General features: G+C 57.0%; 12 protein-coding genes and 2 pseudogenes. 7 read left to right on the top strand and 7 right to left on the bottom strand.

All coding sequences use genetic code 11. The features are described from left to right. The first annotated feature begins 20 nt into the window (after window positions 1–20). Genes rbsK through C4J84_RS12835 form a run of 3 tightly spaced genes read left to right on the top strand, consistent with a single transcriptional unit; the run spans window position 21 to window position 3,342 of the window. Window positions 21–941: a ribokinase gene (gene rbsK, locus C4J84_RS12845; RefSeq protein ID WP_124407233.1), complete on the top strand. Its 921-nt coding sequence runs from the start codon at window positions 21–23 to the stop codon at window positions 939–941. Between the two features lie 26 nt (window positions 942–967). Then, window positions 968–2,299: an L-fucose:H+ symporter permease gene (fucP, locus tag C4J84_RS12840; RefSeq protein ID WP_124407232.1), complete on the top strand. Its 1,332-nt coding sequence runs from the start codon at window positions 968–970 to the stop codon at window positions 2,297–2,299. Then, entirely contained in the window at window positions 2,296–3,342 is a 1,047-nt protein-coding gene (locus C4J84_RS12835; RefSeq protein WP_124435480.1) for an aldose 1-epimerase family protein, read from the top strand. Before fucP ends, C4J84_RS12835 begins: the two co-directional genes overlap by 4 nt. On the opposite strand, the gene deoR is transcribed toward C4J84_RS12835, so the two are convergent. Further along, window positions 3,339–4,097 (bottom strand): DNA-binding transcriptional repressor DeoR, encoded by a 759-nt coding sequence (gene deoR, locus C4J84_RS12830; RefSeq protein ID WP_124362918.1) that lies wholly within the window; start codon window positions 4,095–4,097, stop codon window positions 3,339–3,341. The genes C4J84_RS12835 and deoR overlap by 4 nt on opposite strands. A 128-nt stretch (window positions 4,098–4,225) precedes the next feature. On the opposite strand from deoR, the gene deoC reads away from it, so the two are divergent. Then, window positions 4,226–4,909: a deoxyribose-phosphate aldolase gene (deoC, locus tag C4J84_RS12825; RefSeq protein ID WP_124367085.1), complete on the top strand. Its 684-nt coding sequence runs from the start codon at window positions 4,226–4,228 to the stop codon at window positions 4,907–4,909. 104 nt (window positions 4,910–5,013) lie between these two features. Here deoC and C4J84_RS12820 read toward each other — a convergent pair whose 3' ends face one another. The 5 genes and pseudogenes from C4J84_RS12820 to C4J84_RS12805 all read right to left on the bottom strand — a co-directional run bounded on the left by C4J84_RS12820 (window position 5,014) and on the right by C4J84_RS12805 (window position 9,801). After that, window positions 5,014–5,568, bottom strand: a complete 555-nt coding sequence (locus C4J84_RS12820; RefSeq protein ID WP_124435479.1) for a hypothetical protein — start codon at window positions 5,566–5,568, stop codon at window positions 5,014–5,016. Window positions 5,569–5,782: 214 nt separating this feature from the next. Continuing rightward, window positions 5,783–6,259 (bottom strand): annotated as a pseudogene (locus tag C4J84_RS26765) (methyl-accepting chemotaxis protein); the annotation flags it as partial. Between the two features lie 111 nt (window positions 6,260–6,370). After that, window positions 6,371–7,048 (bottom strand): annotated as a pseudogene (locus C4J84_RS26760) (PAS domain-containing protein); the annotation flags it as partial. 207 nt (window positions 7,049–7,255) lie between these two features. Then, a complete protein-coding gene (locus C4J84_RS12810; protein ID WP_124367081.1) occupies window positions 7,256–7,621 on the bottom strand; it encodes a response regulator in 366 nt (121 codons plus the stop codon). Further along, window positions 7,618–9,801: a PAS domain S-box protein gene (locus tag C4J84_RS12805; protein ID WP_124435478.1), complete on the bottom strand. Its 2,184-nt coding sequence runs from the start codon at window positions 9,799–9,801 to the stop codon at window positions 7,618–7,620. Before C4J84_RS12805 ends, C4J84_RS12810 begins: the two co-directional genes overlap by 4 nt. Window positions 9,802–10,068: 267 nt before the next feature. On the opposite strand from C4J84_RS12805, the gene C4J84_RS12800 reads away from it, so the two are divergent. Further along, window positions 10,069–10,659 carry an acyl-homoserine-lactone synthase gene (locus C4J84_RS12800; protein ID WP_124435477.1) on the top strand — a complete coding sequence of 197 codons (591 nt, stop codon included), beginning with the start codon at window positions 10,069–10,071 and terminating at the stop codon, window positions 10,657–10,659. A gap of 47 nt (window positions 10,660–10,706) precedes the next feature. Here C4J84_RS12800 and C4J84_RS12795 read toward each other — a convergent pair whose 3' ends face one another. Next, window positions 10,707–11,432, bottom strand: a complete 726-nt coding sequence (locus tag C4J84_RS12795; protein ID WP_124435476.1) for an autoinducer binding domain-containing protein — start codon at window positions 11,430–11,432, stop codon at window positions 10,707–10,709. A 401-nt stretch (window positions 11,433–11,833) separates the two neighbouring features. On the opposite strand from C4J84_RS12795, the gene C4J84_RS12790 reads away from it, so the two are divergent. Then, the gene (locus C4J84_RS12790) at window positions 11,834–12,325 is read left to right on the top strand and encodes a PhzA/PhzB family protein (protein ID WP_124435475.1); all 492 of its coding nucleotides are present in this window, start codon (window positions 11,834–11,836) and stop codon (window positions 12,323–12,325) included. A 25-nt stretch (window positions 12,326–12,350) separates the two neighbouring features. Continuing rightward, the gene (locus C4J84_RS12785; protein WP_124435474.1) at window positions 12,351–12,839 is read left to right on the top strand and encodes a PhzA/PhzB family protein; all 489 of its coding nucleotides are present in this window, start codon (window positions 12,351–12,353) and stop codon (window positions 12,837–12,839) included. The last annotated feature ends 8 nt before the right edge of the window (window positions 12,840–12,847 follow it).

Raw genomic sequence — 12,847 nt, 5'->3', positions numbered from 1 at the left:
CGTAACAAGGTGGAATAGCAATGAGCAAGATCGCAGTCATCGGCAGCAATATGGTTGATCTGATTACCTACATCGACCGCATGCCGGCCCAGGGCGAGACCCTCGAAGCGCCGGGTTTTGCCCTCGGTTGCGGCGGCAAGGGGGCCAACCAGGCCGTCGCGGCCGCCAAGTTGGGGGCTGATGTCCTGATGCTGAGCAAGGTCGGCGACGACATGTTTGCCGACAACACCGTGGCCAACTTCCAACGCTTTGGCATCGACACCCGTTACGTGCAGCGCGTGCCGGGTGTTTCCAGCGGCGTCGCGCCGATCTTCGTGCGAACTGACTCGCACAACAGCATATTGATCGTCAAAGGAGCCAATGCGCATCTGTCGCCGGCGGACATCGATGCCGCTGCAGCGGACCTGCGTGAATGCACGCTGATCGTGCTGCAATTGGAAATCAACCTGGAGACGGTCTACCACGCCATCGAATTCGCTCACCGACACGCTATCGCGGTGCTGCTCAACCCGGCACCGGCGCTGACCGGGTTGAGCGCCAAGCATTTGGCGCACCTGGACTTCCTGATCCCCAACGAATCGGAACTGGCGCTGATCACCGGTCACGTCGTGAACTCGCCGGCCTCGGCCCAGGCCGCCGCGCGCAGCCTGGTCACCAGCGGCATTCGCCACGTGATCGTCACCCTTGGCGAGCACGGTGCGTTGTACGTGGGCGAAGAGGGCGAATTCCATGTGCCCGGCGTTCAGGTGGTGGCCCGTGATACCACGGGGGCCGGCGATGCCTTTATCGGATGCTTCATTCACCACTGGAACCGCGACGGCCATATCCGCCAGGCCATTGAACAGGCGGTAGCGTATTCCGCGTGCTCGGTCATGGCGCTGGGTACGCAAACGTCTTATCCCGACCACGAAACGTTCACGCGTTTCCAGCAACAGCGGTAACACCCCACCCAGCCCGGAGAACAATAATGAACAAACCTGCGCTGCAACCGACTCCCGATGGCTTCTACCTGAACCGCACGCCCTGGTTCGCCTTTATCCTGCTGTGCAGCATCTTTGCGCTGTGGGCGGCGGCGGCGAGCATGAACGACGTGCTGATCGCCCATTTCAAGAAAGCGTTTCTGCTCAGTGATTTCCAGACCGCCTTTGTGCAGTCGGCGTTCTACCTGGGCTACTTTTTCGTGGCGATCCCGGCCGCGATGGTGGTGCGTCGCCTCAGCTACAAGAGCACGATCCTGATCGGTCTCCTGCTGTATATGTTCGGCTGCCTGTTGTTTTTTCCGGCGGCGTCCACGGCCAAGTACGGCATGTTCCTGTTGGCGCTGTTTGTAATAGCCGCCGGGCTGTCGTTCCTTGAAACCGCGTGCAACACCTATTCGACACTGATGGGGCCACGGGAAACCGGGACCCGACGCTTGAACATTTCGCAAACATTCCACCCCTTCGGCGCAATGGCCGGGGTGTACGTAGGCAGCTTTGTGATGTTCAAGGACACGGACGCCACCACGGAACAACTGACTCAGATGAGCGCTTCCGAGGCGGCGGTTGCACAGTTGCAAATGATCCAGTCCACGCTCTTGCCCTACAAGTGGATGATTGCCGTGCTGGTGCTGATCTTTATCCTGATCGCCATTACGCGATTTCCCGCCTGCAAGGGCAATAAGCCCGCTGGCAGCAAGCCCGGCAGTCTGCGTCAGAGCCTGGGCCGGCTGTGGCGCAACCCACGCTTTACCTTTGGCGTATTGGCGCAGTTTCTTTACGTGGGCGCCCAGGTCGGCGTGTGGAGTTTCACCATTCGCCTGGCCATGCAAATGGGCGGTATGAACGAGCGCAGCGCCTCCTGGTTTTTGCTGACCACCTTTGCCGCGTATTTTGTCGGCAAGCTGATCGCCAACCTGTTGATGCGGCGGCTGCACCCCGCCAAGGTCCTGGCGATCTACGGCGTGCTGTGTATCGTGCTGCTGGCTTATACCATTCTGGTGCCGAACATTTCGGCGGTGTATGCAGCAGTCGGCGTGAGCATTTTCCTCGGCCCCTGCTGGCCGACCATCTACGGCCTGACCATCGATGGCCTGGGTGAAGACACCGGTGTCGGTGGCTCTTTGCTGGTGATGAGTATTGTAGGCGGCGGGGTGATCCCGATCTTCCAGGGCCTGCTGTCCGACGCCAGCGGCGGCAACATGCAGCTGGCTTACAGCGTGCCGTTACTGTGCTTTATCGTGATCGTGATGTATGCGCTCAAGTGCATGCGCCAACCCGGCACCTTACCGGCGGGCGCCACCGGGGCGGTGGCCTCATGAATACACGTATCCCACTGTACCGAGCGGTGTTTGGCGAGCAGGAAAAGATCCTCCTGCAATCCCCTGCATTCAAGGTCAGCGCCTGGACCTATGCGTCCGGTGTGTTGGCCCTGAGCCTGGAGAACAGTCGTGGCAAGCTGGTGGTACTGCCTTATCAAGGACAGATGATCTGGTCAGCCGAGTTCGACGGTTGCAACCTGACCATGAACAACCTGTTCGAGCAACCTCGGCCCAGCCCGACGGTCATCGACACCTATGGCTGCTTCATGTTTCACAGTGGCCTGCTGCGCAATGGTTGCCCGACACCGGACGACACGCACGCCTTGCACGGCGAAATGCCCTGCGCGCCCCTGGACACGGCCTGGCTGGAAGTGGGCGAGGGCTTTGTGCGCCTGGGCGGCTCGTATCAGTACGCCAAGGGGTTCGGCGATCGTTACCTGGCTTGCCCCAGCGTCACATTGCGCGCCGATTCGGCCTTGTTCGATATCGATATGGAGGTGACGAACCTGGCCAGAAAGCCCATGGACCTGATGTACATGGCCCACATGAACTACGCGTTTGTGACCGGTGCGCGGTTTGTCGAACCGTTGGGCGTGCAACGCCTGCGCCTGCGTACCAGCGTGCCGGACCACGTCAAGCCGACGCCAGCCTGGAGCGCCTACATGGCCCGACTGGCCGAGCACCCGACTCAGTTGGCCTGCCTTGAACAGCCGTCACTGTACGACCCCGAGATCGTGTTTTTCTTTGATGGTGTTGCCGCTGACGCCGCGGGCCAGGCGCACTTTCTACTCGATCATCCCGATGGCGCGGCGTTTTACACCCGTTACCGTCCCGAACAGTTCGAGCACGCCGCGCGTTGGATCCTGTACACGCCGGATCAGCAAGTGGCGGCGTTCGTTCTGCCGTCCACCTGTGAACCCGAGGGCTATAACGCCGAGAAAGCCAAAGGTCACGTGCGTGTGCTGGCGGCTGGAGCCAGCGCTTCGTTCAGTGTCACCACCGGTTACTTGAGTGCGCAGGAGCGGCGGAAGCTGTTGGGTTAGACCAGCAATTGCGTGCCGTTGGCCTGGATGACTTCCTTGTAGCCACGGGGGATTTTCTTGTCGCTGACCACGTAATGAAAGTCTTCCAGGGCGGCGAAGTGAGCGGTGCGCACCGTGTCGAACTTGCTGAAATCGGCGAGCAGCACGCGCTGCTGGGCCTGGCGTATGACCTTTTGCTTGACCTCGACTTCGTTGAAGTTGAAGCACGTCACGCCGAATTCCTGGCTGACGCCGGCGGCGGTCACAAAGGCCCATGTCAGGCGCACGCTGTCGAGGATGCTGCTTTCGGCGCGGCTTTCAAAAACCTGGTTCTTGCGGTGAAAGGTGCCACCGCACAACACGATGTGGCAATTGGGCTTGTTCTGCAGTTTGAGCAGCACGTTCAGCGAACTGCACACCGCCGTGAACTCCAGCGCATCGGGAATGAAATCAACCACAAAAGGCGAGGTGGTGCCGCAGTCAAAAAATACCGTGTCACCGGCCTGGATCAACTGGGCAGCGAGCTTTCCGATGCGGCGTTTTTCCTCAACGTGACGCGTGTCCTGCTCCGCCACGCGATAATCGCCGGCCTCGTTGCCGACTCGCGTGATGTAGCCGCCCAGCAGGCGCAAATGATCGCTGAAGTGGTTGAGATCGCGGCGCAGGGTCATTTCGGAAACCTCCAGCAGCGCGGCCATTTCCTTCAAGTGAATGGCATTCTGGTCCTGCAAGGCTTGTTGAATGAGCTTCAGTCGCTCGGCTTTTCTACTGTCCACGAGTATTCCAGGGGTTGATTGTTGTTGTTAAATAAGTAACATTAAATGTTATTATTGTAACTATTTTATATGCGCACCGTGACACGCGCGCCACGATCATTGGCAACATACAGGCAAGGGCTCGTTAAATGAACAATCTTCCACCCGCAGCATTGGCCAAGTACATCGATCACACCCTGCTGGCTCCCGACGCCTCCCGTGAGCAGATCCGAACCTTGTGCGAAGAGGCCCGCGAACACGGCTTTTACTCCGTATGCCTGAACTCGGGTCAAGTACCTTACGCCGCGTCATGCCTGACCGACAAAAGCGTAGTGATTTGTGCTGTTGTGGGCTTTCCATTGGGGGCCGGTCTGAGTGACACCAAGGCTTTCGAAGCCCAACGGGCAATTGCCGCCGGGGCAGGGGAGATCGATATGGTGCTCAATATCGGATGGTTGAAAGACGGGCTGCTGGACGCCGTGCGCGAAGACATCGCCCTGGTCCACGAGGCCTGCGGCGCCGTGCCGTTGAAGGTCATACTGGAAACCTGTCTGCTCGACGACAAGCAGAAGGTCCAGGCCTGCGAAATCTGCCGCGACTTGGGTGTGGCGTTCGTCAAGACCTCCACCGGCTTCAGCCGAAGCGGCGCGACAGTCGAAGATGTGGCACTGATGCGCCAGACCGTGGGCGCAGGGGTTGGTGTAAAGGCGTCCGGCGGTGTGCGCGATTATCCGACGGCTTTAAAGATGATTGAAGCCGGGGCGACACGTTTGGGCAGTAGTTCAGGAATTGCGATCGTGGGCGGAGCGATGACGGCGGCGGGTGGTTATTGAAGATTTTTTTGCTGATTAGTGATCGGTAGATATAACTATACTAAATAGTCATTTAGTATAGTTATATTAATTCGTCATTAGCGTAGAGTAGGGTGCGCCCAAACTCAAGATGACTTTCCGGCTTCTAAAAGGGCTTGGAAAGCTTCCGTGGTTGCTTCTTCAGTCTCTTTGATTTGTGTCAACACTGAGTTTATATGAATAGTAATGTCAGTTTCTGACGCAGAATTTGGCAGATCACCTAACAGACTACATATTTTTTCAAGGCGGTTAACTTGGGCAAATGCATTTGCCAATCTGTTGTTAACCTTTTCAGTGAATATATCAGCCTTGTCCAAAAACTGTGATGGGAGGTCAAGTCTTACTTTTGTTGCCTTATTCGCTAAATCCTGGCGCACATTTTCATCATTTTTCAGGGCTGCCAAGTAGGTTTGGTCTCCGTTTAGTGGACGAACCACGCAACGGAATTTAGCGATTTCAACCTGTGCTGCGCCAAAAGGAGTTGTCATAATCTGAGCTAAGAGCTTGGCGCTTGCAGCCCGTTCGCGCCTCCTTTGCACTTTATCAAAGCTCCAGATAATAAGTGCGATGATTGCAGCAGCAGCCGTTGCGACAGCAGCTACAGCGTCCCAGTCGATTTTCCATTCTGTACAAAGCCACATGCAATTTCTCCGTCAATTGGTGAGGCACGTTTGTCGGCCGGCATTCAAGCATGCGAGGGACGCATCGCCAAGCTGAAAGGAAGAGGTCTCGCCAGGCTTCAAATCTGACTGCCAGAGCTCCCCAGCTCCGTATAGGACGGTTCGCATAATGTATATTATGTTAAATTAGCTATTAAGACAGGCATGCCCCAAAGCGCACACCTGCTCTAACCTTTCACCCAACCCAACTCACAGCAGTTTTAGGAATCACTTCCGACTCGTCGAGTTTGGAGGCGAACATGCTCACCGCCGCGACGGCGTCACTGGTGCCGCTGCGGATCTGCAATATCACCGAGCCGGCCTGATCGGCCAGGCCTACGCCGCGTTGCGCGCCCTCTTGAGTAGCATTCATGCTGGCGACGGCATCACGGGTTTCGGAAAGGATCTTGCCGATCATTTCGGCGATTTCCGCAGTCGAGCGACTGGTGCGTCCCGCCAGCTGTCGGACTTCGTCGGCCACTACCGCAAAGCCTCGGCCCTGATCGCCCGCTCGAGCGGCTTCAATGGCGGCGTTGAGGGCCAGCAGGTTGGTCTGATCAGCGATACCGCGAATGGTATTGACGATGGCCGTGATCTGTTCGGAACGGTCACCCAACTGACCGACCAGCCGCGCCGACGCACCAATGTTTTCGGCTATCTGGCGCATCTCTCTGGCTGTTTCCTGGATGACTTGGGCGCCCTGTTCGGCGACTTTCTCGGTCTCGGCGGAAATATGGTACGCCCGGGAAGCGCCGCGCGAGTCCTCTTCAAAGCGCTCGATGCGCGCGGTGATATCACTGGCGAACTTGACGATCTTCGATAATTTGCCGTCAGCGTCATACACCGGGTTATAGGTCGCTTCCAGCCAGACTACCCGTCCGTTTTTGCCGATACGTTTGAACTGGCCGCTGAAAAACTCGCCGGCATTCAATCGACGCCAGAAGTCGCTGTATTCGCTGCTATTGATCAAGCTTGGCTCGCAAAACAGCCGGTGGTGCTTACCCTTGAGCTCGTTCAGGCCGTAGCCCATGGTGTGTAGAAAGTTGTCGTTGGCCGAGAGGATATTGCCAGTTAGATCAAACTCAATCACAGCCATGGCGCGATCCAGCGCGGCCAGTTTGCCCCGCGCCAGCGCTTCTTGAGCGACTTTTTCAGTCACGTCCAGTGCATACTTGACGATCCTGTTCACTTGACCGCGTTCGTCGAGCACCGGGTTGTAACTGGCTTCAAGCCAGACATTCTGCCCCATCGCGTTAATTCGCTGGAAAGTACCCGACACGAATGTACCGGCACGCAGTTGCGCCCAAAACTGGCTGTAATCCGCGCTGCGGGTTAACGCAGGGGTGCAGAAGTCCCGATGCGACTTACCAGGCAATTGGTCGGCGCTATAGCCCATGGTGGCGAGAAAATTATCGTTGGCTCGCAGCACCTTTCCGTCCAGATCAAACTCAACCACCGCCATAGAGCGGCCCAGTGCTTCGAACAATCCCTTGTAACCCACTACTTCGGCCTTCCTGGCCTCCAGTTCATCTTTTATAGTTTTATTGAACATGGTCTGACCCTCGGTTTACCGCCAACGGATACGACTTGAATAGATATCGGCGGTCAATCGGGCAACTGAATGGCGCCCTACACAATTATGATTTGACGTCAATAAACCGCGCTCTGATCACGCCTCATTCAACGCCAGCGCCATCTTCAACCGAAGATCGTCTTCCGCAAACGGCTTATGCAAAACCGGACAGCCAGCAAACTCCTTCGGCAGGCCGCTGGCTCCATACCCCGTGCTGAATAAAAACGGAATATTGCGCGCACGCAAAACGCTGGCAACCGGAAACACGCGTTCTCCCGCCAGGTTCACGTCCAGAATCGCCAGGTCTACGTCGAGCACACTGGCCTTTTCGAGTGCCTTCGCGAGTCGGGCCACGGAGGCGACTACCGTGCATCCCATGTCTTCGAGCATTTCCTCGATCAACATCGCGATGGCGCCTTCGTCTTCAACCAACAGCACCCTGATCCCTGGGAACACGGTCATGGTGTGTTCTCAACGACCATAAACGAGAAGCGGCAGTGAACGCCCTCATGGGCATAGTCGAGTTCAAAAGAACCGTCTAGATCACGCTCGATGCAGCGCTGCATCAAACGCGAACCCAACCCTTTGCGTTCGGGCGTGATCACTGCAGGGCCGCCCTCCTCGCGCCAGTCCAGGGTGAGTAGCGCGCCGTCCGGCTGGGGTTGAACGCTCCAGTTCACGTAAAGTGTCCCGGTCTCGTTCGACATCGAACCGTATTTCAGGGCGTTGATTGCCAGCTCATTGAGGGTCATGGTGAGGCTCAGGGCGACGCGGGTGTCCACTTCAATGGCATCACCGGCGATCATGATGCGCCCAGGTTCATCGCCGAATACCGGCATTAGCACTTCATGGGCAAGCACGCCCAGCGGCGTGTGGCCCCAATGCCGCTTCGTCAGGAGGTCGTGGGCACGCGACAGCGCGAGCAGCCGGGCTTCGAAGCGGACATAGCCTTCGTTGGCGTCCCGCGCGCTGCGCGCTGTTTGCGCCGCCAGAGACTGGACCGTAGCCAGGGTGTTCTTGACCCTGTGATTGAGTTCATCGATCAGGTTTTTCTGTCGGTCTTCTGCCTGCTTTCGCTCAGTAATGTCCACGAGCATGTTGATCGCACCGATCAGGTTTCCGTCGGCATCGTGCAGAGGGGTCGGATACGGCGCAAAGGACACGCGCGTGCCGTCCGGGCGTTCCGCAATGGCCTCGACGCCCCGCACCGGCCGATTTTCCCTGAGCGCCACGGCCATCGGGCATTGGTCGTGAGGCAGATACGTGCCATCGGTGTTGAACAGTTTCCAAGTGACGCACCACAGGTCGCCCAGTTGCGGTGTGCGCCCCGACAACTCGACGGCCGCGCCGTTATAGAAGTTGATGCGCCCTTCGGCGTCGGTGGTGTAGACGGCCGCCGGCAGCGCCTCCAGCAGGTTGCGCATGTGTCGCTCGCTTTCGCGCACGCGGTGTTCCATCTCTCGGGCCAGCGTCACGTCCTGGATGACCCGTACGCCGTAGCGGAACCTGCCATCGGCAGCCCTTACCGATGAGCTGTGAATATCCAGATAGATCGGCTGGCCATCGAGCTTTACGGCACGTTTGCGCAACACGTAATTGTCCAGTTCGCCCGCCACCTGCCGTGCGTATAACGCCGCGTCCTGCTCGACACTGTCTGGGTGGGTGTAGTCCAGGAAGGTCATCGCCAGCAGTTCTTCGCGAGACCGACCGAGCATGGTGCACAGGGCATCGTTCACCCGCAGCAGGCGACCGTCCTCCCCTGCTTCCGCAATGCCGATGGTCGCCGCCTCGTAAGTCGCCGCCAAGCGGTCATCGCTCTCCTGGCGCTCGGTTTCGGCGTCGTGCACGCGGGTCACGTCAAGGGTGAAGCAACGGGTGTTGAAGAACTTGCCGTTCTCAAAGCGACCATTGGAGGTAATGGCGACATGCTTGATGGTGCCGTTCTTGGCTCTGAGACGTGCCGGGTAGCTGTTCAGGCAGTCACCGTTGCCGAGCTTGCTGAGGATGTCGCCGATAACCGGCTCATCCACATGAAATTCGGTGATGTGACGGCCAATGTACTCGTCCGCTGAATAGCCCAGCAGCGACAACTCGGCTTTGTTGGCCCGCAGAATAATGCCTTCGCCGCTGACAATATGCAGGCCCACGGCGCTGTTTTCGAAAAAGTCTTCAAGGTCGGAGCTTTTGCGCCGCAGTTCCTCGGCGATGGCGTGGTGCGTCGAGATATCCTGAAAGCAGTTGATTGCGCCCTGGATGTGTCCCTCCCGGTCTCTGAGCGTGCGGATACTCATGAGTGCCACGAATCGCGATCCGTCAGGGCGCTCGATCAAGACTTCCTGGTTACGCGCGCACTGCCCCGCGTTGAGGGTCGAGGCCATCGGGCATTCGTCAACGGCCAACGGCGTGCCATCTGTGGAATAAAGCCGATACGAACCGCAGAAGCGGTCGCCGCCCTGCCCCAACGCTGGGGTTCTTCCCCACAGCTCTACCGCTTCGCTGTTGAACCTGACGAGCCACCCATCGCGGTCACACAGGTAGATAGCCCCAGGAATGGCATCGAGCGTGCGGGTTCCCATCGCGACCAGGCTCTCGTACTCGCTGGGCTCGCGCGCTTCCCTGGGGCGCTCTTCAAAATTCAACATCGTTCATTCCTCAAACACCTGATTGGAACGCATCTGTTTTCACCGTCTTGGGACCCACTCTGCCTGAGACGGCGTTCCACTTCAGATAAATCTCATTTCACCCGGAAAGATCTTTTCTGAGCCTGCAATGGACGCTAGATCGTTATGGGTTTCGGTAGTTCAGTAAAAATGGAGCATAGAACGCACTACAAGATCTTGTAGGTGCCAAGCCTCTACAAGTCCTCTATAAAAACCCGCACTTACCCCCTCCCCAAGGAACATCCTGTCATGCACATGGAAGAGCATACGCTGAGCGAAATGAGTGACGAGCTCAAACTCATGCTAGGTCGCTTTCGGCACGAACAATTCGTCGAGAAACTTGGATGGCGACTGCCCATCCAGCCGCACCAGGCCGGTTGTGAGTGGGACCAATACGACACGGAGCACGCCCGCTACCTCCTGGCGTTCAACGAGCATCATTCCATTATAGGCTGCGCCCGCCTGATACCCACAATATTCCCCAACCTGCTGGAGGGCGTCTTCAGCCATACCTGCGCAGGCACACCGCCCAAGCATTCCGCCATCTGGGAAATGACCCGCTTCACCACCCGCGAACCGCAATTGGCCATGCCTTTGTTCTGGAAAAGCCTCAAGATCGCCAGCCTGGCGGGCGCCGATGCCATCGTCGGCATCGTCAACAGCACGATGGAGCGCTATTACAAAATTAATGGGGTCAACTACGAACGTCTGGGGCCGGTCACCCTGCACCAGGACGAAAAGATCCTCGCCATCAAACTTTCGGCTCACCGTGAACACCACCGTGGTGCGCGCATGCCTTCAGCCTTCACGTCCGGGGCGTTTCTGGAAGAGACCGCATGATACCGGCCGAGTCGTCCTGCTGGACGACTCGGCGCAGTCGATGAACCTCAGATATAGCCCAGCGCGACCGCGTAAGACACGGCTTGCACGCGGTTGCTGGCACCGAGTTTGCGTTGGATGTTGCGGTGATGGTAATTCACGGTGTCGGCGCACACGCCCATGATTACGCCAATTTCTTCCGAGGTCTTGCCGTCTGCGGTCCAGCGCAACACATCACATTCCCGCTCGCTGAACTCCACATCGGTGTTGAACGCACGAACATCGCTTTCCAACTCGGAAATCTTCGCCAGGGCCGCTGCGGCAAACGCTTTGGTCACCGGCTTCAATGCTTCGAACTCCTGAAGACTGATGACATTGTCCTTGCGTGCCAGGCTCAACACCCCGACACGCCCCTGGGTGTTGAACGAAGGTTGCGCCAGGCCGTGGCACAGATTCGAATCGTTGGCTTCAGACCACAGCTGCGGGCAGCCTCGGAACAGCTCATTGCTCCACAAAATAGGGGCTGACGAGACTTTGCTGTGTTTCACCGTAGGGTCGATCGTTGCGTAGTTAGCTGCCTGATAGCGCTGTATCCAGTCCTCGGGATAATTGCTGTACATATGGGTTCTGGGCCGCATGAACGGCGTCACGCTGCACATGCCATAGGCAAAGAAATCAAACCGCAGTTCACGCAAGACCCTCAATGAAACCGCCGTGAATTCCTCCATGTTCATGGTTTGCGCAAAGATACTGTAAAAATAAGCATCCCACCCCAACAGTTGTCCTAATTCCATTTTGAACACCTATAAAGCTTGAAAGGAGTCGTGAGACTAAACCAACCTGAACTCATGTCAAACAGAAAATTCCAGCGCCATAGACTGCTTCGCACTAGCACTAGATTTCTTATGTCTAACCCAACTAACTAGCCATAGGCCACTGTTTCTCGGCCGACGAATGAACCTGCCCATTCATAATAATGCAACAACCTGTCCGACAGCCGCACTGCCCCATTCAGGCTTGAGCCACTACAAGATCTGGTAGTTCCAAGCCCTGGAAATGCGGGTGTATAAACAACACCGCTCGGAACAGCCGCGAAGGCACGACAGTTAAAACAACTGTTAGATAAGGCCATGCGCAATTAACTAAATATTTACTTGATTTTTTTAATCTTAATCAACTAAGGAGAAAGCTGCCCATGCCTGCTTCGCTTATCACTGGCGGTTTTAATGATCAGCTCGAACTTCGCCAAAAAAATCGCGCCACGGTTGAACAGTACATGCGCACTAACGGAACAGATCGCCTGCGCCGGCATGAGCTGTTCACGCCGGATGGCAGCGGCGGCTCCTGGAATACCGAAACCGGGGAGCCCCTTGTGTTTAAAGGCCACGCGAAACTCGCCGCCCTCGGCGTGTGGCTGGACAAGTGCTTTCCAGACTGGCAATGGCACAACGTCCGGGTGTTCGAAACCGCCAATCCCAACCATTTCTGGGTGGAAAGCGACGGCCGCGGCAAGTCCCTGGTGCCCGGTTACCCGGAGGGGTATTGCGAAAACCATTACATCCATTCCTTCGAGTTGGACAACGGCAAGATCACGCAAAACCGTGAATTCATGAACCCCTTCCAACAACTTCGCGCCTTGGGCATCCCGATTCCAAGCATCAAGCGCGAGGGGATCCCCGCCTCATAAGCCCTTTATCCATTGGAGATTGAGCATGTCTACCAGCACGGCACAGCAACTGACAACTAATGACACTGAACTACGTCGCAAGAACCGCGCCACGGTCGAGCAATACATGCGCACCAAAGGCCAGGATCGCCTGCGCCGTCATGAACTATTCACTGAAGACGGTTCCGGCGGCTTATGGACCACGGATACTGGCGCTCCGATTGTAATCAGTGGCAAAGCCAAATTGGCCGAACACGCTGTTTGGTCACTCAAGTGCTTCCCGGATTGGGAATGGTACAACGTCAAAGTGTTTGAAACCGATGACCCTAACCATATTTGGGTCGAGTGCGATGGTCACGGCAAGATTCTCTTTCCGGGTTATCCGGAAGGTTATTACGAGAATCACTTCCTGCACTCCTTCGAACTGGAGGACGGCAAAGTAAAACGCAATCGTGAATTCATGAACGTCTTTCAACAACTGCGCGCCCTGGGTATTGCGGTACCGCACATCAAGCGTGAAGGCATCCCTACTTAATCCTTTGG

The organism is Pseudomonas sp. R11-23-07 (assembly GCF_003852295.1).
Classification (GTDB): domain Bacteria; phylum Pseudomonadota; class Gammaproteobacteria; order Pseudomonadales; family Pseudomonadaceae; genus Aquipseudomonas.
Note: the sequence above shows the minus strand (reverse complement) of the source record. Positions and strands in the feature narration are given on the sequence as shown.